This is a genomic window from Nonomuraea sp. NPDC049378 (assembly GCF_055586745.1).
The window spans coordinates 290,568-316,613 of sequence record NZ_JBVJHP010000008.1 but is presented as its reverse complement, the minus strand read 5'-3'; the positions used below and the strand labels follow the sequence as shown (position 1 = coordinate 316,613).

The following is a 26,046-nucleotide window of genomic DNA, read 5'->3' as shown; positions in this document are numbered from 1 at the left end:
TAGCACGTCAGGCTCCACCAGAGGACTGAGCGTGGGTATCCCAGACACCGGTTGCTGCGGTTTGGTGCGCGTAATCCGCGAAGTCGCGGGGCGGCCGGCCAAGAATGCGCTCGACGGTGTCGGTCACGTTGGACCTACGGCCGTCGAAGACCTCGACCATCAGGCCGGCCAGTTGCGTCGCGTACTCGGCCGGTACGCCTCGTCCGGTCAGGGATGAGACGAACTCCTCAGGACTGAGCGGCAGATACCGAACCTCCCTGCGGGTCGCCCTCGCTATCTCGCTGACGGCATCGCCGAAGGTGAGCAGTCGTGGTCCGGTCACTTCGTGGATCCGGCCGGCATGGTCGTTCTCCGTCAGCGCCGCAACGGCGACATCCGCGATGTCCTCTGCGTCAGTGAACGGTTCCGCGACATCGCCAGCCGGAAGCGCGACCACACCGGCGCGGACCATCTCTACGAGGAACCCCTCGCTGAAGTTCTGGGTGATGAAGCCCACCCGCACGATGGTCCACTCCGCACCCGAGTCCCGCACCGCCTGTTCACACCGCTCGGCCTCGGCAGAACCGCGGTCAGCAAGCAGAACGAGGCGCCGGACGCCGCAGGCCACCGCCAGGTCTGCGAAGGAACCCACGGTCCTGGCCGCACCGGGGAACGCCGCATCAGGATAGAAGGCCACATAAGCCGCGTCCATGCCTCGCAGCGCGGGTTCCCATGTGGTGTCGTCCTGCCAGTCGAAAGGCAGCTCGGCACGCCGTGAGCCCATGCGTACCGGCACTTCACGCGCTACGAGCCCGGACACGACGCGGCGTCCGGTCTTACCGGTCCCCGCGAGGACCAACGTCGTTGGAGCAGTCGCTGTCATGATCCACAGTCCACCAGTACGTCGTGTTCACCGGCCATGCTCGAGGCTCGCGTATCCATAATGGTGCGTCTTACACTGCGCCAGTGGACCCCTTGTCAACGCGTTGCCGCCGCTTCTGGTCATCCCCCGGGCCGCCCACAGCGGATCTGTGCTGGTGTCGCTACTCGCCGAGGAGACCGTGCGGAACGAGCCGGGCCAAGATCTCGTACTCGACCGACTTCTGGATTCCCTGCTCGTCGCGCTCCTCCGCACATGGTTCATCCAGCCCGATGCCGATGCGCCAGCCTTGTACCGAGCCAGCCAGGATCCCGTCGTCGGGCCTGCCCTGCGACTCATGCACGGCCACCTGGACCATCCCTGGACGGTGGCTGCGCTCGCCGGGCGGACCGGAGTGTCCCGAGCGACGCTGGCCCGCCGCTTCACCGATCTCATCGGTATGCCACCCATGGCATACCTCACAGGACGGCGCATCGACCTGGCCGCCGATCTCCTTGAGGACTCAGACGCCACGATTGACTCCATAGCCCGTCAGGTCGGTTACGGGAGCGCGTTCGCGTTCAGCGCCGCCTTCAAACGAGCCCGGGGGATCAGTCCACAACGCCATCGCGACCGGACGTGACCGCCATGGGTCGCCGGCTCGGGCGATCCGCGCCCGCTCCGATCGACCTGACGATCAGTCTGTACACGGGCGCTCAGTTCACTTCCGACCCTGGTTCGGCGTGACGTTGATCTGGCCGCTGTCGGAGACGATGATCTGGATGCGCCCGTCCTTGACGGCCTGCCACATGACCGCGCCCTGCGCGCCGAGCACGTCCTTCAGCGCCTTGATGGCCTCCAGTTCGGTGCGCGCCTTCTCGTTCTTCGCCTTCTGCGCCGTGTTCTCCTCCTGAGCCTGCTGGACGGCGGCCATCGCCTCGCGCACCTTCAGCGGCGGCTGCGGCTGCTGCAGCGTGACCGAGAACTTGTCGAAGAAGGCGGTGCCGCCCTGCTCGCGCAGGAACTGCCCCATGTACTCGGCGACCTTCGCCTCCCACTGCTGCTTGGCCTGCGGGTCGCGGTAGGTCAGCTCGCGCCAGGCGAACTCCTTGCTGGCCGCGTCGAGGGCCCGGTCGAGCGGCTGCCCGATGTAGACGCTGAGCAGTTTGTCCCAGCCCTCGTCGGTGTCGGCGTCGTACTTCAGCCCGATCTGCTCGTGGAACTGCCGCAACGTCTTGCAGTCGCTGGTGAGCGAGAACGTGACGACGCCGGACACCCGCATCTCCAGCGGGTCCTTGGTCCACATCGTCAGCGGCCCGGACTCGGCCCCCGGCTTCGTCTTCTCCCCTTCCGGATCATTGGGGTCGGCGGCGAACTCGAACGTGCGCTGGCCGGCCGGATAGACGTAACCCTGGTCTCCCGGGCCGGACACGTCGCGCACGCCCGGCTCGACGCAGTTCTGGAACGTGGTGTCGGAGAAGATGCCCGCGTCGTAGACGATGCCCTTCTGGTCGGGCTCGGGGGTGGTGATCGAGCAACCGGCGACCAGAAAGGCGGCGGCTAACGATGTCATGACGGTGGTGTGCCTCATACCCGATGACGGTAGTACGCATCACGGCGACGCTGCGTGACGCTTCGGCATCCCTCCACGCGTCCCTGTCGCTCAGCCCGGGTCGGCCGGCTTGGCGGTGGCCCCGTCGGCGACCATGAAGCCGTAGTCGCCGGGCGCGACGTTGGTCAGGTGCTCGCGGCCGAGGACCAGGATGCTCGGCTCGTACGGCGCGGTGATCACTTCGAGCTCCTCGGACGTGTACGGGCTGACGACCTTGGCCAGCACCGTGCCCTTGGGGACGCGCTCGCCCAGGCGTGCGGCGCCGAAGTCCGACAGCACGGTGCCGCCGACGGTGGGCCTGAGCGTGGTCAGCGTGTCCACGACCACCTGGTCCTCCGGCGGCGCCACCGGGTCGCCCGGCAGCATGCCGACGGCGCGCAGGACGTTCAGCGTGCCGTCGACGCCCCGCCTCAGGTAGTGCTCGATGCGCTGGCCGCCGCCGCCGAGCTCGCTGACCATGCAGCGCACGCCCTTCTCCAGCGCCCAGCCGGTGGCCGACCCGCCGTAGGGGTGGCCGCGGTAGAGCACGGACGTGCCGTACGCGCGCGACATCTCGGCGCCGGCGTCGTGCAGGTAGGCGTACTCGACGGTGGCGAAGTTGCCGCCCGAGTGGAAGTCGATGAAGTAGTCGGCGCCCTCCAGGATCCCGGAGAGCACGGCGGCCAGCTGCTCGGTGACGCTGCCGCCCCTGTCGCCGGGGAAGATGCGGTTGAGGTTGACGCCGTCGAGCGGCGTGTTGCGGGTCAGCGCCTGGTGGGCGTACGGGTTGGCCACGGGGACCGCGACGACGGTGCCGCTGAGATGGGCGGGGTCGATGGCATCCAGGAGGCGGCGGACCGTCTCCGATCCCATCGGCTCGTCGCCGTGGATGCCGCCGAACATCACCATGCGCGGGCCGTCGGAGGCGCCTCGCAGGGTGTGCACGGTCAGCTCCAGGCGGTGGCCACTGGCCAGGGTGGTCACCGGGATCTGTTCGACGGTCATGCGGAGGTTCCTTCCTTCACTTTCTCTACGGGTTCTTCTGGGGAGGTGGTCAGCGAGGAGAACACGCCGGAGCGGGCCAGCAGCACCGCGACGGTCGCGGCGACGGCCAGGGCGGCGACGATGAGCAGGGTGGAGAGCGCGGCCAGCGTCGGGTCCTGAAATTTCTGCATGTAGACGAACATCCAGACCGGCAGCGTGTTCTGGTCGGGCGAGAGCAGGAAGACCGTCATGTCGACCTCGTCGAAGCTCACCACGAACGCGAACAGCGCGGCCGCGATCAGCGCGGGCCTGACCTGCGGCAGCGTGGCCAGCCGGAAGGCCCGCAGCGGCGCGGCCCCCAGGTCCTTGGCGGCCGCGTCGAGGGTGGCGTCGGCCCGCATCAGCGCCGCCGTCACCACGATGACGACGAACGGCAGCACGATCACGGTGTGCGTCACGACCAGGCCGGCCACCCCGCCGAACAGGCCCAGCCGGTGCAGGTAGATGAACCCGGCGAAGCCGAAGGCCACCTTGGGCACGACGGTGGGCGAGAGCACGAACGACTGCAGCGGCCCGCGCCCCGGCATGCGGTGCCGGACCAGCGCCACCGCGACGGCCGTGCCGATGACCATGGCGAGGACGGTGGCCGCGATCGCCACCTCCAGGCTCAGCAGGGTCGCCGCGCCCAGCCCTTCCTGCTCGAAGAGGTTGGCGTACCACTTGGCCGACAGCCCCGGCGGCGGCCACGTGCCGTACGAGACGGACGAGAACGAGTTGATGACGATGATGACCAGCGGCAGCAGCACGTAGGCGTAGACGATCGCGAGCCACACGCTCCAGCCGCGCGCTCCGGTGGAGGCCGCGCCCGCCGCCGTCACCCCGCCCTGCTCGGCCCGCCCGCTGCGCCGCTGCAGCCAGCCGAAGACGCCCAGCGCGACGACGGCCAGCGCGAGCAGCGCGTACGACGACACCGCCGCGAGCGGCCAGTCGACGTTGTTGACGTTGTCGTAGATCTCGGTGGCCAGCACGTTCACCCGCCCGCCGCCGAGCAGGCTGGGCGTGGCGAACGAGCTGATCGACAGCGCGAACACCAGCTGTGCCCCGCCGATCAGGCCGGGCATGGTCAGCGGCAGCGTGACCTTGACGAAGCGCAGGAACGCGCCCGCGCCGAGGTCGCCCGCCGCCTCCCCGAACGCCGGGTCGAGCTGCCCGAGCGACTGGGTGATCGGGAAGACCATGAACGGCAGCAGGATGTGCACCAGCGCGATCACCACGGACGAGCGCTCGTAGAGCAGCTCCACGGGGCCGAGCCCGGCCGGTTCGAGCAGGCTGTTGAGCACCCCGCTGTCGCCCAGGATCAGCTCCCAGCCGTAGGTGCGGGACACGACGCTGGTCAGCAGCGGGGCGAAGATGATGAACAGGCCCACGTAACGCCACCGCGACCGCCGCACCCGGTGCAGGGCGTAGGCCGTGGGATAGCCGACCACCGCGGCGGCGACCGTGGTGATCAGGCCGAGCACCACGGTCTCCCTGACGATCTGCCAGTGGTAGCCGCCCGTCAGGAACGTCTGCCAGGTGGCCGTGGTGTGCGCGATGTCGGTGCCGTCGGGCAGATACTGGTGGAAGCTGTATTCGAGCAGGGTGAGCATGGCCCCTGCGAACACACCGGCCAGCAGGACGACGCTGGGCGCCGCCAGCAGGTAGGCCGTGCGATGTCTGCGCATGTCGCCGGGCCTCTCAGATGCGCGAGGCGACGTCGGTTTCCCAGCGTTTCTGCCACTCGGCGTTGTTGCGTCCCACGATGCCGTAGTCGATCTGCTGGAACCCGTCGCTGGTCGCCTTGCTGAAGGCGGGCAGCCCGGCCAGGTTCTCGGGCAGCTCGGCCTTGGTGTTGGCGGGCACCTCGACGCTCGTCTCCGCCCAGCGGGCGCACCACTTGGGCGAGAGCATCTCGTTGATGATGTCGTGGATGGCCTCGAGCTGGCTCTGCGACTGGCCCGCGACGGCCTGGAGGTTGACCGGCAGCGGGATCGCGCCCTCCTTGGGCACGACGTACGCCAGCGGGGCGCCGGAGTTGATCCACTGCTGTCCGGTGCCGGCGAAGTAGGCGGTCAGCGGCGCGGTGCCGTTGCTGAGCACGTTGAGGTACTGCGGGTTCGACTCGACCAGCAGCCGGATCTGCCCGGCCTCGCGCTTCCACAACTCCCAGCCGGGCTCCATGTTCTCCAGGCCGCCGCCGTTGAGCTTGGCGGCCATGTAGACGGCGTACCAGGGGAAGGAGAAGAACGCGACCTTTCCCTGGTGGGCGTGGTTCCACAGGTCGGCCCACGAGCCGGGGGCCCGCGCGATCTCCTGCTTGTTGTAGAGCAGGCCGAGCTGGTCGATGCCGATGCCGATGCCGATGCCGTCGTCGTAGCGGAACCGCTCGTCGATGTCGGCGGCGTTGCTCATCGCCGCGTAGTCGAGCTTGGTGAACATCTTGTCGTCGGCGCCCTGGACGGAGGTCTGGGCGTTGAAGAAGCCGAAGTTGACCAGCGGCCGGTCGGGGGCGGCCTTCTTCTGGGCCAGCATCTTGGTGTAGCCGACGGAGTTCGACTGCTCGTAGATCTTGAGCTCGACGTTCTTGTGGGAGGCCATGTACTCCTTGGCGAACTCCTTGGGCATCTTGCCGAGGTCGCCGCCCAGGAAGGCGAACATGGTCAGGGTGAGCTTGCCGCCCTTCGACGCGGACGGCGCGGCGGACTGGGGGGACACGCTGCCGCAGGCCGTGGCGAGCGCCAGGCCCGCCGTTCCGGCCGCGGTACCGAGAAACCGGCGTCGCGAGATATCCGTCATTTCGATCTAACTCCCTCAGTGGTCGAGGACGACACCGGCGTCCACGTCCCAGCCGGTCTCGACCTCGTCGCCGACCGTCAGGGTGGATCCGGCTTCTTCGCGCCGTTCGGAGATCACCAGGACCCCGGAGGCCAGGCGTACGTGGTAACGCGTGCTCGCACCCTGGAAGATCACGTCCTCCAGGCGGCCGTGATAGCGGTTTGCGCAGGTCAAGCCCTTGCCTACGGCGACGTGCTCGGGCCGTACGGACACCGCGCGGCCGGGCCTGGCCACCTTGACGCCGATGCCCTCCGACTCCAGCAGGCCGCCCTCGTACACGCCCTCGAAAAGGTTCGTGTCGCCGAGGAAGGTGGCGGTGAACGTGGTGGCCGGCGACCGGTAGAGCTCGGCCGGCGGGCCGATCTGCTCGATGCGGCCCTCGTTCATCACCGCCATGCGGTCCGACATCGTCAGCGCCTCCACCTGGTCGTGGGTGACGTAGACGAACGTGGTGCCCGAGTCGTGCTGGATCCTTTTGAGCGCCTGCTGCATCTGCACCCGCAGCCGCAGGTCGAGCGCGCCCAGCGGCTCGTCGAGCAGCAGCACGGCCGGCTCGTTGGCCAGCGCGCGGGCGATGGCCACCCGCTGCTGCTGGCCGCCCGACAGCTGGGCCGGGTAGCGCTTGCCGTACCCGGCCAGGTCCACCAGGTCCAGCATCGAGCCGACGATCTCGGCCACCTGCCTGGCCGGCCTGCGCCGCAGTTTCGGCCCGAACGCGATGTTGTCGGCCACGGTCAGGTGCGGGAACAGGGCCAGGCGCTGGAAGACCATGTTCGTGGGGCGCCGGTGCGCGGGACGGCCCCGCATCGGCTCGCCCCGGATCAGCACCTCGCCCGAGGTGGGCTCCTCCAGCCCCGCCAGGATGCGCAACGTCGTGCTCTTGCCGCAGCCCGAGGGGCCCAGCATGGAGAAGAACTCCCCTTTGGCCACGGTGAAGTCGACCTGCTCGACGCCTCTGGCGCCGTTGTCGTAGACCTTGCGGATGCCGCGGAGCTCGGCATCGGGCCCGCTGCTGGTCGCGGCACCGGTCATGTCGTCCTCCTCCTCATCTCCGCGAACGCCTCCTCGGCCGCCTTCAGCAGGGCGGCGACGTCGGCCTCCGTGTGCGCGGTGGACAGCGCCGCGTGCAGCAGCGGCTTGGCCGGGAGCAGGATGCGGTGCTCGCGCGCGACGCGGTGCAGGATCGCGTAGCGGGCCGGGTCGCTGACCATGGCCGTGCGGTAGCCGGTGACCGGCTCCGACAGGAAGTACGGCTGGAAGTGGCCGCCCCCGCCCGCGACCACGGCCGGGATGCCGTACGTGCGCGACAACTCGGCGAAGCCGTCCCGCACCAGGCCGCCGAGCCGGTCGAGGCGGGCCTGGGCCGAGCCGTCGGCCAGCAGCGGCAGGGTCGCCGCGGCCGCGGCCACCGCCGAGCCGTGCCCGTTGTAGGTGCCGACCCAGCCGACCGGGCCGCCGCTCGACGGGTCGGTGGCGGCCAGCAGGTCCACGCGGCCCTCGACCGCCGCCAGCGGGTAACCGTTGGAGATGGCCTTGCCGTACGTGGTCAGGTCGGGGGTGATGCCGTAGACCTGGCGGGCGCCGCCCGGCGCCAGGCGGAAGCCCGTGAGCAGCTCGTCGAAGACGAGCACGATGCCCAGCTCGGCGGTGAGGTCGCGGAGCAGCCGCAGGTATTCGCCGGTCGCCGGGATGAAACCGATGTCGATGAGCACGGGCTCCACGACCACGGCGGCCAGGTCGGAGGCGTGCTCGCGCAGCAGCCGCTCGGTGGCGGCCGCGTCGTTCCACGGAAGCACCACGGTGCCCTGCGCCGAGCGCGACAGGCCGGCGGAGCTGGGGGGCGCGGCCGGCCGGTCGGCGGGCCCGACCTGGTCGGGGGTGGGCCAGGTCGACACCCAGAGCGGGTCGAACCAGCCGTGGTAGGCGCCTTCGGCCTTGGCCACCCGCTCCCTGCCGGTGTGGTGGCGGGCGATCGTGAGCGCGTGCATCAGCGCCTCGGTGCCGGTGTTGGCGAACCTGACCCGGCCGAAATCCGGGATCATCCCGGCGAGCAGCTCCACCGCGGTCACCGCGGCCTCGGTCTCCACGCCGGTGGTCAGCCCGCGGCTCACCGCGCCGGCGACGGCGGCGTCCACCTCGGGGCGGGCGTGGCCGAGCATCACCGAGGCGTTGCCCATGGTGCAGTCGAGGTAACGCTCGCCCTCGACGTCCCACAGGTACGCGCCCTCGGCACGGTGGAAATAGACGGGATGCGGCGCCTGGAAGCGGGTGTTGGAATGCACCCCGCCGGGGACGTACCGGCTCGCGCGCTCGTAGAGGGTCTGCGACGTGCTCAATTGTTTCTCCTGATCTCCAGGGACAGCCGTTTGACCTCGGCCAGCAGCGCGGGCACGCAGGCGTTGGCGTTCTCGCGCGTGAAGCGCGCCGCGGGCCCGGCGATCGAGATGCCGCCCACCGCGTGTCCCGACCGGTCGAGAATCGCGGCGGCGCGACAGCGCAGGCCGACCGCGTAGCTCTCCTCGTCGACGGCGAACCCCTCCCGGCGGGCGGTGGCGAGTTCGGCCTCCGTCTCGCGCAGCGCCTGCTCGGCCCGGTCGCCGACGGCGGTGCGGAGGACCTCCAGCCGCCGCTGCGCCGGCAACATCGCCAGGACGGCCTTGCCCATGGCCGAGGTGTGCGGGTTGAGCACGTCACCGACGCGCGCCACGGCCCGCAGCGAGTGCGCGGGCTCCTTCCGCGCCACCAGCACGATCTCGTCGCCCACCAGCAGCCCCGCGCTCGCGCTCTCGCCGGTCTGCTCGGCCAGGGCCTCCACGGAGGCCTTCAGCCGGTCGGCGGCGTGCATCTGGTCGAGCGTGCGCACCGACAGGTGCAGCAGCCTGGGCCCCGCGGCGTAGCCGGACCTGTCCAGCTGTACCAGGAATCCGCGCTCGACGAGCAGCGCGACCAGCCTCGACGCGGTCGATGGCGGTACGCCCGCCGCCGCGGCGATCTCGCCCAGTTGCAGGGGGGCGCGGTCGTGGGTGACCGCGACGTCCAGGACGTCGAGCAACCGGGCGAGGTAGCTGGTGCGGGATTCGCTTCCACTCAGTGGAACTGTCTTTGCGTTCATTGGGAGGCCAACTTAGGAACGTCCCTATCCGGACGTCAAGAGCAGACCAAAAACCGTTGCCTGACCGTTTTGCCCGGTTCCTACCGCATCGTCCCTTGAATCGGGGCAGAACGGAACCCCGCCGTCGCGCAGGCAGCGAGCACCCGGACATCGCCGGCGTGACTCGGCCGAACCGTGGCGGAGGGGGCGAACATGGTGACCGTGAAGCCTTACGGATAAGGCCTTCCGGTAAGGAAACGCGGCCCCGGAATCACCGTCCGTGATCCTCACCCAGGGTTACCTTCACGAATCGTGTGCTGACAAAGAGTCAACACACCATTCGGGACGAATGTTCACATCTGTTGCTTGAAGTACATCTGCCCCATCGGCATAGTGGACGGACCACAGGCGTACCAGTCGTGACGGGATTCTCGGGGGCCGGTACCAGGTTGCGACTGCCAGCGGCGCATCATCACGCGCGGAATTGGACAAGATGCATGAGCTCGCCCCCACCTCTCCGCACCAAGCTGCTCAGGATCCTCCTGCTCCCGCTCGTGTCCATGGTCGCCCTCTGGGGGTTCATCGCCTACTCCAGCGTGGAGGAGATCGTCGAGGTCTCCCAGACCCAGGACCGCTGGGAAGCCATCGGCTCGCCCCTGTTACAACTGATCGTCGAGCTGCAGCGGGAACGCCAGCTCTCGGCTGAGGCGCCGAAGAGCACGGCGACGTACGCGCCCCTGGCCGAGCAGCGGCACGTCACCGACGAGAAGGTCGAACGCCTACGCGAGGTCATCGGCGCCGTCGACGTCGAGTCCGCGGGCGCCGAGACCCCGGCCCAGGTGCAGGCGCTCGTACAGGCGCTCGACGGGCTCCAGTCGCTGCGGGCCTCCGCCGACGGCGGCGTGCTCGCCCCACCGCTGACGATCATCCAGGCGTACGACAACCTGATCAGCGTCGCCAACGGGCAGTTCGACGACCGCGACGCGCTGAGCAGCGTCTCCTCCTACCGCGCGGTGCGCGGCATGGCCGCCTACAACACCACCGCGGAATACCTGGGCCGCGAGCACGCGGTGCTCACCAGCACGATCGTGCAGCGCAAGATGACCGCCACCGACCGTGCCGCCTTCGTCGCCGCGATGACCAGCCGCCGGCTCGTCTTCGCCAACGCCGAACGCGACGCCGGCCCCGACCTGCGGGCCGACTACGACAAGCTGGTCGCGAGCGCTGCTTACAAGCGGCTGGTCGAGGTCGAGGACGAGCTGTTCAGCTGGGACACCAACGGGGCGCCGCCGGTCGAGCCGGCCCGGTGGAAGAGCGACGCCGACGCCGTGTTCAACACGATCAACCGTGACACGCAGGAGGAGCTGGCCCGCGCCGCCGCCGAGGCCGAGGGGCAGAAGACCGGCGCCTACTGGCGGATCGGGCTCGTCCTGCTGCTGGGCCTGGCGGCCATGGTCGCGTCGCTGGCCCTGTCGTACCGGTTCGGCCAGTCCCTGATCGACGAGCTCAAACGGCTGCAGGCCTCGGCGGTCGAGCTGGCCGAGCAGCGGCTGCCCCGGCTGGTCGCGCGGCTGCGCCGCGGCGAGGACGTCGACCCGGCCACCGAGGCGCCCGGCCTCGCCCCCGCCGACACGGCCGAGGTCGACCGCGTGGTCAACGCGTTCTCCGCCGTACGCCGCACCGCGGTCGAGGCCGCGGTGGGCCAGGCGACCCTGCGCAAGGGCGTCAGCCAGGTCTTCCTCAACCTGGCCTGGCGCAACCAGGCGCTGCTGCACCGCCAGCTCTCGCTGCTCGACACCATGGAGCGCCGCGTCGAGGAGCCGGAGGTCCTGGAGGACCTGTTCAAGCTCGACCACCTCACCACCCGCATGCGCCGGCACGCCGAGAACCTGATCATCCTGGCCGACTCCGCCCCCGCCCGCCGCTGGCGCGACCCGGTGCCGCTGTTCGACGTCGTGCGCGCGGCCGTGCTGGAGGTCGAGGACTACACCCGCGTCTCCGTCGCCCCCATGCCGGACGCCCCGCTGCTCGTCGGCGCGGCCGTCACCGACGTGATCCACCTGGTCGCCGAGCTGGTCGAGAACGCCACCGTCTTCTCCCCACCCGACACGACCGTGCAGATCCGCAGCATGACCGCGGCCAACGGCTTCGCCCTGGAGGTGGAGGACCGAGGGCTGGGGCTGCCCGAGGCCGTGATCCAGGAGTACAACGCCCGGCTGGCCGAGCCGCCCGAGTTCGACCTGGCCGACAGCGACAGGCTCGGCCTCTTCGTGGTGGCCAGGCTCGCGGCCCGGCACGGGATCAAGGTCTCGCTGCGCCCCTCGCCGTACGACGGGACCACCGCGATCGTGCTGCTGCCCACCGTCCTGCTCGCCGAGGCCGGCAACCCCTCGGTCACCGCGGGAGACCGCGCGGGCAAGCCGACGCGGGCGCTCGGCACGGCGCCCGCCGGCCCTCCCTCCGGCATACTTTCCGGCGCCCTTTCTGGCACCGTGTCCGCGGCTCCCGAACGGCCGGACGGGGTGAACGGCGCGAGCGTCCCCGGCGAGCACGCCGATCCGGCCGGTCCCTCTCCCGAGCCCGCACGACCCACCTGGTTCGAGGCCGTGCCCGCGCCGAGACGCGGCGACCCGGCCCGGCCGGCGGACGAGCCGCTGACCGGCCCTGTCTCCGGCCCTGTCTCCGGCCCTGTCTCTAGGCGAATCTCCGGGCCGATCCCGGGACCTATCTCCGGGCCGGTCCCATGGCAGGCTCCCCCCTCCGCCACCCACCCGCCAGGACCGCCCGTCGACTGGAGCGTCACGGTGCCGGCTCAGGACGCGGACGAAGACCTCGACGGGCTGCCGATGCGGATACCGCAGGCAAGCATGGCTCCCCAGCTGCGTTCCACCGGAGGCCCTGCGCGGCGACCGGTATCGGCGCGCTCGCCTGAGGAACTCGCACAACTCATGTCGTCCATGCAGCAGGGCTGGCGGCAAGGACGCCGCCACGTCGAGCACGGAGCCGACATGTGGAACCGAAAGGACGACCATCCCGATGCCCGACCCCAGAAGTGAACTGAGCTGGCTCCTCGACGACCTCACCCAGCGCGTCCCCGGCATCCGGCACGCCATCGTGCTGTCCTCCGACGGACTGGCCATGGGAGGTTCCCGGGAGCTGACCCGGGAGGACGCCGAGCACCTGTCCGCCATCTCCGCCGGCAGCCACAGCCTCGCCATGGGCGCGGGACGGCACTTCGACCTGGGCGGCGTGCGGCAGACCATCATCGAGATGGAGGGTGGTTTCCTGTTCGTCACCGCCGCCGGTCAGGGCGCGCGGCTGGCCGTGCTCGCCGCGAGTGACGCCGAGCTGGGCATGGTCACGTACGAGATGGCGCTCATGGTCAAGAGGGTCGGCGAGCACCTCTCCGCGCAGCCGAGAGGAGCGGCACCGGCACCCGCCTGGAACGGCTCGCGGCCGTGACAGGCCAGGATCCCGGGCCGCTGATCCGGCTGTACGGCCTGACCGGGGGAAGAGCGCGCCCGCAGGGCGAGACGTTCGACCTGGTGGCCATCGTCACGACGGTCGGCGGCCCGCACACTCTCGCGGACCTGATCCCGGAGTATCGGGCCGTGTTGTCGGTGTGCCGCAGACCGACGCCGGTGGCGGACGTCGCGGCGCACCTCCGGCTGCCGCTCAACGTCACCCGGGTGATCCTGGGTGACCTCCGGCGCGAGGGTTTCGTCACCATCGAGCGCCCGCGCCCGGTCGCGCAGACGATCGACGAACACATCTACAGGGAAGTGCTGGATGGACTACGCAGCCTATGAGCCGGGGGCGACCGCGGTCACCTCGGCGCTGGCCATCAAGATCCTCGTCGCGGGCGGGTTCGGTGTCGGCAAGACGACCATGGTGGGCACGATCAGCGAGATCCGGCCGCTGCACACCGAGGAACTGCTGAGCGAGCGCGGCGTCGGGGTGGACGACGTCTCGGGGGTGGAGTCCAAGAGCACCACCACCGTGGCACTGGACTTCGGCCGCATCACCATTCGCGAGGGGCTCTGGCTGTACCTGTTCGGCACCCCCGGGCAGGACCGGTTCTGGTTCATGTGGGACGAGCTCGCGCTCGGCGCGCTCGGCGCGGTCGTGCTCGCCGACACCCGCCGCCTGGAGGACTCGTTCCCCGCGGTGGACTATTTCGAGCAGCGCGGCATCCCGTTCGTGGTCGGCGTGAACTGCTTCGACGGCGCCCGCCGCCACGACCCGGCCAAGGTACGGCGGGCGCTCGGGCTGACCGCGCACGTCCCGATCGTGCTCTGCGACGTGCGCGACCGCACGTCGGTCAGGGACGTGCTCACCACGCTGGTCACGTACGCGGTGGAAGGCGCAGGACGCGGGATGCCGTAGCGGCGGCGCAGGGGCGGGGTCAGAGCAGCTCGACGTGGTCGCGGTAGGGGTCGAGCCGGTCGTCGGAGACATCGAGCTCGGTGACCATCAGGTCGATCCCGTCCCAGGGCAGGCAGCGGGCGGCGGCTCCCGTGCCGAGTTTCTGCGAGTCGACCGCCATGACGACGTGCTCGGACAGCTCGGCCATGAGCCGCTTGATCTCGCATTCCTCCGCGCTGAACTCGCTGGTGCCGAAGTGCGGGTCGATGGCGGCGGCGGACAGGAACGCCCGCGCGAACGAGAACTGCTTCAGCGTCAGTGAGGTCAGGGGACCGACGAGGCTGCCCGCGTTGGGGTCCTTCTGACCTCCGGTCAGATAGGCGTGTACGCGTGGGTTCCTGGTCAGGGTCAGGAAGGTCTCGATCCCGTCGGTGACGACGGAGAGGTTGTCGGCGGGAGGCATCGAGCCGGCGAGCACGGCCAGCGTCGACGAGGCGTCCATGCAGATGCCCACCCCGCCCGAGGGCACCAGGCTGGTCAGTTTCCGCGCGATCTCCTCCTTGGCCCTCCATGCCCGGCTCTTACGGGCCTCGAAGGGCTGCGCCGAGCTGACGGCGCCGCCGCGCACCCGGCGGACCAGGCCTTCGTCCTCCAGCGCCTGCAGATCCCGGCGGATGGTCATGGTGCTGACCTCGAAGCGGGCGGCCAGGTCTTCTATGCGCAGACTGCCGCTGGACGACAGCAGGTCGGCCAGAGCCTGACGCCTGCTCTCCAGGTCCACGCTGCTCCTGACGCCCATGCCGTCTTCGTTCTCCCTTGTTGTTCAGTCTTGTCAACTGTCACACCCGCAGCCTCATCCGGAGACGCCGTGGACCTGCTGGCGAGTGAACGATAGAGGATGCGGCCGGCTTGTTCAAGGCTGGGTAATGCCGCCTTCTGCTGGTCAGGAGGGCGCAGGGGCGAGGACGTGCAGGATGTATCGAATGGGTAACGCACTCTTGACACTGGGATGTCGTTTCGTGTGATGTTCACACAAGCAAACAAAAGGGATCTCGCTCGGAGCCCGTCGGGCGAGCGCCGGCCATCCTGACCTGGACCGGCTTCTCGCACCGGCACCTTCCGCACGTGTCCGGACCCGTTCCGGACCGCCACCGTCCCCGGGTGGACCCCGACCAAACACCGAGCCGCCAGGCCGGGTCTGGAGATCATTCGTGGAAGATGTCGCGTTGGAGTGCCGAGATCTGGCCAAGGCATTCGGCGGCGTGCCCGTGCTGAAAGGCGTCTCTCTGGCTCTCGACGCCGGTTCTGTCACCGCCCTCGCCGGAGAGAACGGCGCGGGCAAGTCGACGCTGATGAAGATCGCGTCTGGCCAGGTCAAGCCGGACGGAGGCCGGGTCCTGGTCGGCGGCGAGCCCCTGCCCCACGCCGACCCGCAGGCGGCACACCGGCACGGAGTGGCGATCATCCCCCAGGAGCTCGCGCCGATCATGGACATGACGGTGTACGAGAACCTGTTCATCGGCCGGGAGTTGCGCACGCGGGCAGGGCTGCTCGACCGGCGGGCGATGGCGCGCAGGGCCCGCGAGCTCCTGAGCGTCTTCGGCGTGGAGATCGACCCGCAGGCGACGATGCGGCGGCTGCCGGTCGGCCTGCGGCAGCTCGTGGAGATCGTCAAGAGCACGAGCGGCGGCGCCCGGATCCTGCTGCTGGACGAGCCCAGCTCGGCCATCTCCGAACGCGAGGTCGAACGGCTCTACGCCGTCATCGGCAGGCTGCGGGAGCAGGGCGTCGCCATGCTCTACACCACTCACAAGATGGAGGAGATCCGCGCCCTGGCGGACAGGGTGGTCGTGCTGCGCGACGGAGGGCTGGTCCTCGACCGGCCGATCGGCGACATCACCGACGACGAGATCGTCCACGCGATGATCGGACGCGAACTGCAAGGGTTCTTCCCCGACCTGCACCCCCCGGGTGACGAGGTCGCCCTTCAGGTCAGCGGGCTGCACGTCAGCGGCTATCCGCGGCCGGTGGACCTCACCGTCCGCCGCGGCGAGATCCTCGGGCTGGCCGGGCTCGTGGGGGCCGGCCGTACCGAACTTCTCGAAGCGATCTTCGGCGTGCGCAGAAGCGCAGCGGGGACTGTCACCGTCGCCGGCAAGCCCGTCAAGCGCAACGCTCCCGCTGCCGCCATCACCAGCGGCATGGCCCTCGTCCCTGAGGACCGCAAGGGAGCCGGGGCCGTGCTGACCATGAACGTGCTGGACAACGGCTCCCTGCCCCGCCTGTCCCGCTTCACCGTCGCCGGCTGGTTGCGGCAGCGCAGTCGCGGCAAGCAGGTCGGCGCGGCGATGGAGTCGGTCAAGCTGCGCAGCCGCGGGCTGTCACAGCAGGTCGGCACGCTCTCCGGCGGCAACCAGCAGAAAGTGGTCCTGGCGCGCTGGCTGACCGGCAGCGTCAACGTCCTGCTGCTCGACGAGCCCACCCGCGGCGTCGACGTCGGCGCGCGCAGCGAGATCTACCGCATCATCACCGAGCTCGCAGCCTCCGGGATGGCCGTGGTCATGGCCTCCTCCGACATGCCCGAGATCCTCAGCCTCGCCCACCGGGCGCTCGTCATGCGCGGAGGAGCGGTCGCGGGCGAGCTCACCCGCGAGGAGCTGTCCTCACCCCACGTCCAGGACCTGATCTTCAGGTACGCCGCCGGACTGAACGCGAAGGGCGGCCTCGCGCCCCGACACACCGAGAAGGAGGGCCGATGATTACGCAGGAGTCAGCCCAGGAGCCTACGAAGCCCGGCGGAGCGGCCGCTCGGCTCCTGACCTGGCGCTTGTCCGGACCATGGGTCCGGGACCAGCTGATCCGCCACTCGATGGTGGTGGTGATGCTCCTGATCATCGCCTATTTCAGCTATCGGAGCGCCCGGTTCGGCACGCTGGACAACCTCCAGACGATCGCCATCGCGGCGGCGCCCTTCGCGCTCATCGCGCTGGGACAGACGCTGGTCATCCTCACCGGCGGGATCGACCTGTCGGTGGGCAGCATCATCGCGCTCAGCGCGATGACCGCGGCCTACACCGTGAAGGGCCATCCCGAACGGCTCTGGCTGGCCCTTCTGGTCGCCATGCTGGTCGGGCTCGCGGCAGGGGCGGTCAACGGCTTCCTCGTCTCGAAAGTGAACGTGCCGCCTTTCATCGCCACGCTCGGCATGCTGACCACGGCGTCCGGCCTGGCGTACGTCGTGGGCCAGGGCGCGCCGATCAACGGCCTGCCGCAGAACTTCGGCGAGATCGCCAACAACAAGATCTTCGGCCTGCAGATCCCCGTCGTGGTCATGATCGTCGGCATCGTCGCGCTCGCCCTCATCATGAAGCGGACCTCGTACGGGATGCGCGTCTACGCCGTGGGCGGCAACCCCGTCGCGGCGCAGATCGCCGGCGTCAAGACCACCCGGATCCTGTTCAGCGTCTACGCGCTCAGCGGTCTGCTCGCCGGGCTGTCGGGCGTGATGCTCGCATCCAGGGTCATCTCCGGCCCGCCCAACCTCGGCGAGGGCTACGAGCTCGACGCCATCGCCGCCGTCGTCATCGGCGGCGCGAGCCTGCTCGGCGGCCGGGGCAGCATCCTCGGCACGGCGCTCGGCCTGTTCCTGATCCAGACGCTGAACAACGGCCTCGACATCCTCGTCGTCCCCGCCTACTGGCAGAGCGTGATCAAGGGAGCGCTCATCGTCGCCGCCGTCACCGTGGACGTCTGGTCCGCCAAACGCAGGGGCTGACGCCCCACCTCCCCAACAGACCTGCACGAAACGCACCAATGGAGCATCCATGCGCATGAAAAGCTTGCGTGCCTTCGCCCTCGCCGCCGCGAGCGCGACCCTGCTGACCACCTCCGCCTGCGGCGCGGGCGACCCCAACGCCGGCGCGTCCGGCGAGGGAAAGCTCCGCGTCGGCATCAGCGTCTACGACATGTCGTCCTTCATCACCGCGGGGAAGGCCGGCATCGACGCCTACGCCAAGGCCAACGACATCGAGGTCCTCTGGAACTCGGCCAACCTGGACGTCAGCACCCAGGCCAGCCAGGTGGACCAGTACGTCAACGCCGGCGTGGACGCCATCATGGTCGTCCCCGTCCAGGCCGACTCGCTCGGCCCGCAGGTCGCCGCGGCCAAGGCGAAGAACATCCCGTTCCTCGCCGTCAACGCCGGGCTCGACAGCAAGGACCTGGCCGGCACCGTCCTGCCCGACGACGTCAAGGCCGGGGAGCAGGAGATGCAGATGATGGCGGACGAGCTCGACGGCAAGGGCAACATCGTCGTCCTCCAGGGCCCGCTGGGCCAGTCGGGGGAGATCGACCGTACCAAGGGCATCCAGAACGTCCTGGCCAAGTACCCCGACATCAAGATCCTCGCCAAGGACACGGCCAACTGGAAGCGCGACGAGGCCGTCAACAAGATGAAGAACTGGCTCTCCAGCTTCGGCGACAAGATCGACGGCGTCGTCGCGGAGAACGACGACATGGGGCTCGGCGCCCTGCAGGCCACCCGCGAGGCCGGCGTCAAGATCCCGATCGTCGGCGTCGACGGCATCGAGGACGGGCTCAACGCCGTCAAGAGCGGCGACTTCATCGGCACCAACCTGCAGCACGGCACCGTCGAGCTGGCTACCGGCCTGGCCGTGGCCGCCAAGATCGCCAAGGGTGAGGAGGTCGACAAGAACCCCGTCTACCTCATGCCGAAGGTCACCCAGGACAACGTCGACACCTACATGGAGCACGTGGTCACCAAGAAGGACCAGTTCCTCCAGCAGTTGCCCGCGCTGATCGAGGCGAACCTCAAGACCGGCGACATCGCCAACGAGGAGACGGCCAAGTAGGCCGTCCCATCCGGCCCGAGCAACGAGGAGGTCCTCCATGACGACGATGCGGGCAGCGGTCCTGCGTGGCATCCAGCAGCTGGCGATCGAGGAGCGTCCCGTCCCCGAGCCCGGACCCGGCGAGGTGCTGGTACGGGTCGATGCGGTGGGCGTGTGCGGCTCGGACGTCCACTACTACCAGCACGGCCGTATCGGCGACTTCGTGGTGGAGCGACCCATGGTCCTCGGCCACGAGTCCGGGGGCCTCGTCACCGCCGTGGGGCCCGGTGTGGAGACCTCCCGGATCGGGCAGCGTGTGTCCGTCGAGCCGGGCGTGCCCGACCTGACCTGCCGGGAGTGCCTCGCCGGCCGCTACAACCTCTGCCCCGGCATGCGGTTCTTCGCGACGCCGCCGATCGACGGCTCGCTCGCCGGGTTCGTCACCGTACACGCGGCCTTCGCCCATCCGGTGCCCGACTCGATCTCGGACGACGCGGCCGCGCTGCTGGAGCCGCTGTCGGTCGGGGTCTGGGCCTGCCGCAAGGGCCGCGTGGGAGCGGGAAGCCGCGTACTGATCACCGGCGCCGGACCGATCGGGCTGGTGGCGACGCAGTGCGCCCGCGCCTTCGGCGCCACCGAGATCGTGGTCGCCGACCTCAACCCGCACCGGCTCGAACTCGCCCAGAACCTGGGCGCGACCGCCACGGTCAACGTCGAGGACACGCCCCTCGGCGAGGCCGGCCTCGAGCCCACCGTGCTGCTGGAATGCTCCGGCCACCCGGGCGCCACGACCGACGCACTGCGCATCCTCGGCAGGGCGGGCCGCGCGGTGCTGGTCGGGATGGGCGACGACGGGCTGCCGCTGCCGCTCACCTTCGTCCAGAGCCGCGAGATCGAGATCACGGGCACGTTCCGCTACGCCAACACCTGGCCCACGGCCATCGCGCTCGCCGCCTCTGGACGGGTCGACGTCGACAGCCTCGTCACCGGCCACTTCCCCCTCGCTGAGTCGGAAGCGGCGCTGCTCGCCGCCGAACGCGACCCGCTCGCCGTCAAGTCCGTGATCAACCCCCAGCGATGACACGCCGGCGCGCTCGCCCGTCGCGACTGAAGGGACAATCCCGATGACCCGTCTGTACGACGACCCCAGCACCTTCACCGACGACATGCTCGCCGGTTTCCTGGACGTGCACCGCGACACCGTGACCGGCGTGCCGGGCGGTGTCGTACGCGCCGCCGAGACGCCGCCGGGCAAGGTCGCGGTCGTCGTCGGCGGCGGCTCCGGGCACTACCCCGCCTTCTGCGGCGTGGTCGGGCACGGGTTCGCCGACGGCGCCGTCGTCGGCAACATCTTCACCTCGCCGTCGGCGCGGGACGCGTACTCGGTGGGCAGAGCCGCCGCCGGCACCGCCGGCCTGCTCTTCTCCACCGGCAACTACGCCGGCGACGTCATGAACTTCACCCTCGCCCAGCAGCGGCTGAGCCAAGAGGGCATCGACACCCGCGTGGTGTTCGTCACCGACGACATCGCCAGCGCGCCGGAGTCGGAGCTCGGCGCACGCCGGGGGATCGCCGGGGACTTCGTCGTGTTCAAGGTCGCGGGAGCCGCCGCCGAGGAGGGCTACGATCTGGACGCGGTCGAACGGGTCGCCCGCCACGCCAACGACAGGACCCGCACGCTCGGGGTGGCCTTCGCCGGGTGCACTCTGCCCGGCGGGACCGCGCCCCTGTTCACCGTCCCTCCCGCACGTATGGGCGTGGGTCTCGGCATCCACGGCGAGCCCGGCGTGGGAGAGGACGTGCTGCCGCCCGCCGCGGAGCTGGCCAGGCGGCTGGTGTCCGGCGTGCTCGCGGAGAAGCCCGCCGATTCCGGCAATCGGGTGACCGCGATATTGAACGGCCTCGGCACCACGAAATACGAGGAGCTCTTCGTCGTCTGGCGTACCGTGGCCCGGCTGCTCTCCGAACAGGGGCTCGAGGTCGTCGCGCCGGAGGTGGGCGAGCTCGTCACCAGCCTGGACATGGCCGGCTGTTCCCTGACCCTGGTATTCCTCGACGACGAGCTGGAACGGCTGTGGTGCGCGCCCGCCGACACCCCGGCCTTCCGCAGGGGCCTGGTGGAGGCGCGTACGACGACCCGCCGCACGGCGGCGCCCGGTGATGCCGGGTCGGGTGACCGCCGCCACGGGCGCCCGGACGACCCGGCGGAGCCGTCCGTGCCCGCGCCTCCGCCCGGCTCGCCCGCCTCCCGCGCCAGTGCCCAGGTCGCCGTCTCCGCACTGGAGGCGATGGCCGCCGCCATGGCAGCGGCCGAGGCCGAGCTGGGGCGCATCGACGCCGTGGCCGGCGATGGAGATCACGGGCGCGGGATGGTCAAGGGCTCGTCCGCCGCGCTCGCCGCCGGCCGGGAGGCCGCAGGAGCGGGCGCTGGGGTGCAGTCGGTCCTGCTCGCGGCGGGCGAGGCGTGGGCCGCGAAAGCCGGCGGCACGTCGGGCGTGCTCTGGGGCGCCGTGCTGTGCGCTGTCGGGCGGGAACTGGGCGACGACCGGGAGAAGATCACCGGCCGCGATGTCGCGGACGCCGTCGCGGCAGGGCTGAAGGCGCTGCTCGACCTCGGGAAGGCGCAGCCCGGTGACAAGACGATGGTCGATGCGTTCGTCCCGTTCTGCGAGGCGCTGACCGGCCGCGTCGGATCCGGGTCGGAGCTGCCCGCCGCCTGGCGGGAATCCGCGCGGGTGTGCAAGTCCGCGGCCGAGGCGACCGCCGGCCTGCGTCCCCGGGTGGGCCGGGCGCGTCCCCTCGCCGAACGCAGCGTGGGGACCCCGGACGCGGGCGCGACGTCGCTCGCCCTGTGCGCCCTCGCCGTCGCGGACGTGCTGGAGCGCGCCCGCTGAGCCGTACGAAGAGGAAGGGATGGGGGGGCCATGCCTCACCAATGGCGGATCATCGTCGGTTCCGACGATGCCGGCCTGGAGTACAAGAACGTCCTGAAGGCCGACCTGGAGGACGACGCCAGAGTGGCCGAGGTCGTCGACATCGGGGTCGGGGCCGACGACACGACACCGTATCCGCACATCGCCGTCATGGCGGCCCGCATGGTCGCCGCCGGCGAGGCCGACCGCGCGCTGCTGGTGTGCGGCACCGGGCTGGGCGTCGCGATCAGCGCCAACAAGGTGCCCGGCATCCGCGCGGTGACGGCGCACGACAGCTTCTCGGTCGAACGGTCCGTGCTGAGCAACAACGCCCAGATCCTCTGCTTCGGGCAGCGGGTCGTCGGCCTGGAACTGGCCCGCCGCCTGGCGAGCGAGTGGCTCGGCTACCGCTTCGACGCCAGCTCCAGCTCGGCGGCCAAGGTCAGGACCCTCCTCAACTACGAGTCGGGACACGACCTGGCCGACCAGGCCGAGACGTTGCGCTTGGGCGAGGAACTGGTGCACTCGTCCCTCGTCACCGGCGACGAACAGGACAAGCAGGCCGTACAGACCAACAGCGAGGAGCAGTGCTCATGACGGCAGCGGAGAAGGACCTCGATCTCACGTTCGGGCTGCAGGGCAAGGTGGCGCTGGTGACCGGCGGCGCGTCGGGCATCGGCGCCGCCATCGCCGCCACGTACGCGGCCAAGGGAGCCAGGGTCGCCGTGGTCGACATCGACCACGAGGCCGCTGGGTCGAAGGCGAAGGAGCTCGGAGCGGGCCACGCCGGGTTCGCGTGCGACGTAGCCGATCCCGACGCGGTCAGGTCGGCGACCGGCGCCGTCGTGGACGCCTTCGGCCGCATCGACATCCTGGTGAACAGCGCCGGTGTCGCGATCCTGGCCCCGGCCGAGGAGCTCGACGTCAACGCGTTCGACCGGACGATCGACATCAACCTCAAGGGCACGTTCCTGATGTGCCGGGACGTCGGCAGGCACATGCTGGCCGCCGGCAGCGGCAAGATCATCAACATGGCGTCACAGGCCGCCACCGTGGCGCTGGACCAGCACGCCGCGTACTGCGCCTCCAAGTTCGGCGTGGTCGGCCTGTCGAAGGTGCTCGCCTCCGAGTGGGCGGGGCGCGGGGTGACGGTCAACACCATCTCCCCCACCGTGGTGCTCACCGACCTGGGCCGCAAAGCGTGGGAGGGGCCCAAAGGCGACGCGTTGAAGGCGCAGATCCCCGCAGGCCGCTTCGCCCGTCCCGAGGAGATCGCCGCCACGGCGCTGTTCCTCGCCTCGGACGGCGCCGACATGATCAACGGCGCGGACATCCTCGTGGACGGCGGTTACACGATCCGCTGACCGGTGCGGGGATCCGGAGCGGAAGGGCCCTGTGTCCGGCCGGCGGCTGGAGGAACCACCGTCACCGCGCGATCGTTGAAGAGACAGGCGGACCCACCGAGTTTCGGGAGTTCAGCGTGGAGATCACCGGCATCATTTCCGGGCTCATCATCGGCATCGTGATCGGCGCACTGGGGCGCCTGGTCATTCCGGGGCGACAGCGCATCCCCATATGGCTGACCATCGTGATCGGCGTGGTCGCCGCGCTGATCGGCACGGCCATCGCGGCGGCTCTGGGGGTCGCCGACACCGGCGGCGTCGACTGGATCGAGCTGGGCATCCAGGTCGCCCTGGCCGCGCTCGGCGTCTCGCTGTCGGTCGGCATGTACGGCAGGCGCCGCAAGTGACGCACAAGGGCGACGGACGGGCGCCTGCGGCCGCCCGTCCCCGTCACGCGTGGGCCTCAGAGTGCCGGCGTCCTGATCAGGGCGATCCCACCCCACACGCGGAAGACGACGGCGAGCAGCAGCGAGGGCATGGCCACGGCCCCCGCCACTCCGGACAGAACGGTGTCCGGCGCGAAGACGGTCAGCACGGTGGCGCAGCCCGTGACCAGGCCGAGCCAACCCAGTGACGCCGGCAGCGCCCGCCCGGCGATCGCGGCCCAGCCCGCCGTGACCATCGAAAGCCCGAGGAACAGGCTGCCCGCTCCGCTCGGCGCGTCATGGCCGACGACGGCATAGGCCGTCCAGGCGGTCTGCGCCGCCTCAGGCTCCCGCGTGGCGGCGGCGAGGAAGGCGGGCACGCCGTACCAATGGTTCAGGGGCACGAGCACGTGGGTGATGATGCCGATCATGCCGAACCAGAGTGTCGCCGACGCGAGTGTGGGCGTGCCGTCCTTGAGCCGGGCGGCCAGTCCCGCCACGAACACCACGAGGAACACCAGGTTGACGAACCCCGAGAGCATCGCCAGGCGCAGCACTCCGCCTTCCGCGCGCAGGAACTCCAGGGCAGCGGCCGGATCTGCGAACGTCGCGGGGCTCCAGCCGCTGGCCGTCCACAGAGCGGCCTCCACCGCCAGACCGGCGCCGGCCAGAACGCCGGACCACCCGGCGATCCGGCGGTCAGGGGTCAACTGCGGCCCGCCTTGAGCTTCGCCGCCGTTTCGACCGCGCGCCGCGCCTGGTAGCGGCCGCTCTCCAGGGCGGGCTCGCCGGGCTCGCCGTCACCGCCGACGTGGGTCGTGCCGTACGGCGTGCCGACCTGGAACTGGATGGAGTGGGTGTATCCGGGCGGGACGATGATGCCGCCCCAGTGGTAGAAGATCGTGTACAGCGAGAGCAGGGTGCTTTCGTGGCCGCCGTGCCGGGTGCCGGCCGAGCCGAAGGCGCCGTAGACCTTGTCGGCCAGCAGCCCCTTCTGCCAGGCAGGGCCGGTCGTGTCGATGAACTGCTTGAGCTGGCTGGCCATCGCCCCGTACCTGGTGGGCGTGCCGAGCAGCACCACGTCGGCCCAGAGCAGGTCGTCCACGCCGGCCTCGGCGACGTCGCGGGTGCTCTCGACGTGCTGGGCCCACTGCGGGTTGCTCGCGATGGCCTGGGGCGGGGCCAGCTCGGTCACCTTGCGCAGGCGTACGTCGGAGCCGGCCTTCTCCGCTCCCTCGGCGAGAGCGGTGGCGAGCTTGTGCACGTTGCCGGTGGAGCTGTAGTAGATCACGGCGGTCTTGACGGGTTCGGACATGGTCTTCCTTCACTGTGTGGTGCGGATCAGCGGCCGGCGGGCCGGCCAGGTCAGTGCCAGCACGCTGGCGCAGGCCAGCGCCGTGGCGAGCGCGATGGCCAGGCGCATTCCCTGCGGGTCGTAGCCGGAGAAGGCCCAGACGCCGGTGGCCAGTGCCGGGCCGAGAGCCACGCCCAGCTGGCGGGCCAGGCTCGTCGTGGCGGCGGTGGTGCCGAGCAGGTGCCGGGGCGTGCCGGCCATGGCCATGGCCTGGTCGGGGCCGGCGAACAGGCCGGCGCCCGCGCCCGCGACGGCCAGCCGCCAGGCCAGGTCGGCCGGTCCCCAGTCGGAGCCGAGCGGGATGAGCAGCGCGAGCCCGGCGGTCACGACCACCGTCCCGAGCCGGGCCACCCGCACGGGTTTCCAGCGGTCGGCGAGCGCGCCGCCGACCGGCCCGGTGAGCAACATCGCCACGGGGAAGGCCAGCATCGTCAGCCCGATCTGGGCCGGCGGGACCGCCGCGACCCGTTGCAGGTGGAACGGGATCAGGAACTGCACGGCCATCACGGCCGCCATCTCGGCGAGCAGCGCCAGGTGCGGGGCGGCCACCCCGGGTGAGCGCAGCAGGTCCACGACCGGGCGGCTGCCCGGCAAGCGGAGCCACACCAGCACGAACGGCACCGCGACCGCCGCGAGCGCGACCCAGCCGGCGCCCGATCCGCCGGCGAGCGAGAGGGCGAGCAGCAGCGCCACGGCGGCGGCGCCGAGCAGCCCTGCCTCGACGGCCCAGACCCGGTCGGGCAGGCGTGGCCGGCCGCCCGGGGGCAGCTGCGTCATCCCGATCGCGATCACGAGAACGCTCGCGGGCACGTTGAGGTAGAAGATCCAGGGCCAGCCCAGGGTCTCGATCAGCAGGCCGCCGAGCACCGGGCCGCTCATCCCGCCCAGCGCGCCCAGGAGCAGCACCAGGGACATCGCCCTGCCTCGGGCCTGCTCGCGTACCGCGATCGTGGCCAGGAGGGAGATCAGCGCGAGCAGCACGGCACCGAACGCGCCCTGCACGGCCCGTGCGGCGATCAGCCACGCGATGCCCGGAGCGAGCCCGACCAGGGCACTCGCGGCGCCGAAGCCGGAGACGGACAGCACCAGGGCGGTACGCGGCCCGACGCCGTCCAGCCAGCGCCCGCTCGGCACGGTCAGGGCGATGAGGGGCAGCGTGTACGCCAGCACCACCCACTGGGCGAGGCTGGGCCCGATGTCCATCCGCTCCTGGATGGTGGGGATGGCGACGGTGACGACCGTGGCGTCGAGCTGGGTCATGAACACGGCGATCCCGCTCGCGGCCACGAGCCACCACCGGTCCCGCGAGGTCTCCCCGTCCATTCGCCCGATCCCCCGAACTTCTCATGCTGTGCAGTTCGGAAACTACACAGCATGGGAAGTTGTGTGCAAGAGAAACCAGAGAAGACGTCCTAGAAC

At 70.5% G+C, this 26,046-nt stretch carries 25 protein-coding genes; 13 read left to right on the top strand and 12 right to left on the bottom strand.

Going from position 1 to position 26,046, the window contains the following annotated elements:
• Positions 1–7 precede the first annotated feature (7 nt).
• Complete coding sequence (locus ACZ6SA_RS19795) at positions 8–862, bottom strand: NAD(P)H-binding protein (RefSeq protein WP_465829416.1); 855 nt, start codon at positions 860–862, stop codon at positions 8–10.
• 103 nt (positions 863–965) lie between these two features.
• Here ACZ6SA_RS19795 and ACZ6SA_RS19790 point away from each other — a divergent pair, with 103 nt between their 5' ends.
• Positions 966–1,481: a helix-turn-helix domain-containing protein gene (locus ACZ6SA_RS19790; protein WP_465829414.1), complete on the top strand. Its 516-nt coding sequence runs from the start codon at positions 966–968 to the stop codon at positions 1,479–1,481.
• 78 nt (positions 1,482–1,559) lie between these two features.
• On the opposite strand, the gene ACZ6SA_RS19785 is transcribed toward ACZ6SA_RS19790, so the two are convergent.
• The 7 genes from ACZ6SA_RS19785 to ACZ6SA_RS19755 all read right to left on the bottom strand — a co-directional run bounded on the left by ACZ6SA_RS19785 (position 1,560) and on the right by ACZ6SA_RS19755 (position 9,399).
• Complete coding sequence (locus tag ACZ6SA_RS19785) at positions 1,560–2,411, bottom strand: SPFH domain-containing protein (protein ID WP_347647796.1); 852 nt, start codon at positions 2,409–2,411, stop codon at positions 1,560–1,562.
• Positions 2,412–2,501: 90 nt separating this feature from the next.
• The gene (locus ACZ6SA_RS19780; protein ID WP_347647797.1) at positions 2,502–3,434 is read right to left on the bottom strand and encodes a succinylglutamate desuccinylase/aspartoacylase family protein; all 933 of its coding nucleotides are present in this window, start codon (positions 3,432–3,434) and stop codon (positions 2,502–2,504) included.
• Positions 3,431–5,137 (bottom strand): ABC transporter permease subunit, encoded by a 1,707-nt coding sequence (locus ACZ6SA_RS19775; RefSeq protein ID WP_347647798.1) that lies wholly within the window; start codon positions 5,135–5,137, stop codon positions 3,431–3,433. Before ACZ6SA_RS19775 ends, ACZ6SA_RS19780 begins: the two co-directional genes overlap by 4 nt.
• 13 nt (positions 5,138–5,150) lie before the next feature.
• Positions 5,151–6,248 (bottom strand): ABC transporter substrate-binding protein, encoded by a 1,098-nt coding sequence (locus tag ACZ6SA_RS19770; protein ID WP_347647799.1) that lies wholly within the window; start codon positions 6,246–6,248, stop codon positions 5,151–5,153.
• 15 nt (positions 6,249–6,263) lie between these two features.
• Positions 6,264–7,319, bottom strand: coding sequence for an ABC transporter ATP-binding protein (locus tag ACZ6SA_RS19765; RefSeq protein WP_465829410.1), 1,056 nt, complete (start codon positions 7,317–7,319; stop codon positions 6,264–6,266).
• Complete coding sequence (locus tag ACZ6SA_RS19760) at positions 7,316–8,623, bottom strand: aspartate aminotransferase family protein (protein WP_465829408.1); 1,308 nt, start codon at positions 8,621–8,623, stop codon at positions 7,316–7,318. The genes ACZ6SA_RS19765 and ACZ6SA_RS19760 overlap by 4 nt, the downstream gene beginning before the upstream one ends.
• Positions 8,620–9,399 carry an IclR family transcriptional regulator gene (locus ACZ6SA_RS19755; RefSeq protein ID WP_443153511.1) on the bottom strand — a complete coding sequence of 260 codons (780 nt, stop codon included), beginning with the start codon at positions 9,397–9,399 and terminating at the stop codon, positions 8,620–8,622. Before ACZ6SA_RS19755 ends, ACZ6SA_RS19760 begins: the two co-directional genes overlap by 4 nt.
• 476 nt (positions 9,400–9,875) lie before the next feature.
• Here ACZ6SA_RS19755 and ACZ6SA_RS19750 point away from each other — a divergent pair, with 476 nt between their 5' ends.
• The 4 genes from ACZ6SA_RS19750 to ACZ6SA_RS19735 are packed head-to-tail and all read left to right on the top strand — an operon-like array spanning position 9,876 to position 13,764.
• Positions 9,876–12,434, top strand: a complete 2,559-nt coding sequence (locus tag ACZ6SA_RS19750) for a sensor histidine kinase (RefSeq protein ID WP_465829406.1) — start codon at positions 9,876–9,878, stop codon at positions 12,432–12,434.
• On the top strand, positions 12,415–12,840 hold the full coding sequence (locus tag ACZ6SA_RS19745; RefSeq protein WP_347647804.1) for a roadblock/LC7 domain-containing protein: 426 nt from the start codon (positions 12,415–12,417) through the stop codon (positions 12,838–12,840). Before ACZ6SA_RS19750 ends, ACZ6SA_RS19745 begins: the two co-directional genes overlap by 20 nt.
• A complete protein-coding gene (locus ACZ6SA_RS19740; RefSeq protein ID WP_201760457.1) occupies positions 12,837–13,187 on the top strand; it encodes a DUF742 domain-containing protein in 351 nt (116 codons plus the stop codon). The genes ACZ6SA_RS19745 and ACZ6SA_RS19740 overlap by 4 nt, the downstream gene beginning before the upstream one ends.
• Positions 13,168–13,764 carry a GTP-binding protein gene (locus tag ACZ6SA_RS19735; protein ID WP_347647805.1) on the top strand — a complete coding sequence of 199 codons (597 nt, stop codon included), beginning with the start codon at positions 13,168–13,170 and terminating at the stop codon, positions 13,762–13,764. The genes ACZ6SA_RS19740 and ACZ6SA_RS19735 overlap by 20 nt, the downstream gene beginning before the upstream one ends.
• 19 nt (positions 13,765–13,783) lie before the next feature.
• Here the strand turns inward: ACZ6SA_RS19735 and ACZ6SA_RS19730 are convergent, their stop codons facing one another.
• Positions 13,784–14,542 (bottom strand): DeoR/GlpR family DNA-binding transcription regulator, encoded by a 759-nt coding sequence (locus tag ACZ6SA_RS19730; RefSeq protein ID WP_347647806.1) that lies wholly within the window; start codon positions 14,540–14,542, stop codon positions 13,784–13,786.
• 412 nt (positions 14,543–14,954) lie between these two features.
• Here ACZ6SA_RS19730 and ACZ6SA_RS19725 point away from each other — a divergent pair, with 412 nt between their 5' ends.
• The 8 genes from ACZ6SA_RS19725 to ACZ6SA_RS19690 all read left to right on the top strand — a co-directional run bounded on the left by ACZ6SA_RS19725 (position 14,955) and on the right by ACZ6SA_RS19690 (position 23,255).
• A complete protein-coding gene (locus ACZ6SA_RS19725; RefSeq protein ID WP_465829402.1) occupies positions 14,955–16,502 on the top strand; it encodes a sugar ABC transporter ATP-binding protein in 1,548 nt (515 codons plus the stop codon).
• Positions 16,499–17,518, top strand: a complete 1,020-nt coding sequence (locus tag ACZ6SA_RS19720; protein WP_347647808.1) for an ABC transporter permease — start codon at positions 16,499–16,501, stop codon at positions 17,516–17,518. The genes ACZ6SA_RS19725 and ACZ6SA_RS19720 overlap by 4 nt, the downstream gene beginning before the upstream one ends.
• A 55-nt stretch (positions 17,519–17,573) precedes the next feature.
• Positions 17,574–18,614 carry a substrate-binding domain-containing protein gene (locus tag ACZ6SA_RS19715; protein ID WP_443153721.1) on the top strand — a complete coding sequence of 347 codons (1,041 nt, stop codon included), beginning with the start codon at positions 17,574–17,576 and terminating at the stop codon, positions 18,612–18,614.
• A 37-nt stretch (positions 18,615–18,651) separates the two neighbouring features.
• A complete protein-coding gene (locus ACZ6SA_RS19710) occupies positions 18,652–19,674 on the top strand; it encodes an NAD(P)-dependent alcohol dehydrogenase (protein ID WP_347647810.1) in 1,023 nt (340 codons plus the stop codon).
• 43 nt (positions 19,675–19,717) lie between these two features.
• The gene (locus tag ACZ6SA_RS19705) at positions 19,718–21,487 is read left to right on the top strand and encodes a dihydroxyacetone kinase family protein (RefSeq protein WP_465829399.1); all 1,770 of its coding nucleotides are present in this window, start codon (positions 19,718–19,720) and stop codon (positions 21,485–21,487) included.
• A gap of 30 nt (positions 21,488–21,517) precedes the next feature.
• On the top strand, positions 21,518–22,102 hold the full coding sequence (locus ACZ6SA_RS19700) for a ribose-5-phosphate isomerase (protein ID WP_465829397.1): 585 nt from the start codon (positions 21,518–21,520) through the stop codon (positions 22,100–22,102).
• Positions 22,099–22,869, top strand: a complete 771-nt coding sequence (locus ACZ6SA_RS19695; RefSeq protein ID WP_347647813.1) for a GolD/DthD family dehydrogenase — start codon at positions 22,099–22,101, stop codon at positions 22,867–22,869. The genes ACZ6SA_RS19700 and ACZ6SA_RS19695 overlap by 4 nt, the downstream gene beginning before the upstream one ends.
• A gap of 116 nt (positions 22,870–22,985) precedes the next feature.
• Positions 22,986–23,255: a GlsB/YeaQ/YmgE family stress response membrane protein gene (locus tag ACZ6SA_RS19690; RefSeq protein WP_347647814.1), complete on the top strand. Its 270-nt coding sequence runs from the start codon at positions 22,986–22,988 to the stop codon at positions 23,253–23,255.
• Between the two features lie 56 nt (positions 23,256–23,311).
• On the opposite strand, the gene ACZ6SA_RS19685 is transcribed toward ACZ6SA_RS19690, so the two are convergent.
• The 3 genes from ACZ6SA_RS19685 to ACZ6SA_RS19675 are packed head-to-tail and all read right to left on the bottom strand — an operon-like array spanning position 23,312 to position 25,950.
• Entirely contained in the window at positions 23,312–23,983 is a 672-nt protein-coding gene (locus ACZ6SA_RS19685) for a DUF4386 family protein (RefSeq protein WP_347647815.1), read from the bottom strand.
• Positions 23,980–24,588, bottom strand: coding sequence for an NAD(P)H:quinone oxidoreductase (wrbA, locus tag ACZ6SA_RS19680; protein ID WP_347647816.1), 609 nt, complete (start codon positions 24,586–24,588; stop codon positions 23,980–23,982). The genes ACZ6SA_RS19685 and wrbA overlap by 4 nt, the downstream gene beginning before the upstream one ends.
• Positions 24,589–24,597: 9 nt before the next feature.
• Positions 24,598–25,950, bottom strand: coding sequence for an MFS transporter (locus tag ACZ6SA_RS19675; protein ID WP_465829393.1), 1,353 nt, complete (start codon positions 25,948–25,950; stop codon positions 24,598–24,600).
• Between the last annotated feature and the right edge of the window lie 96 nt (positions 25,951–26,046).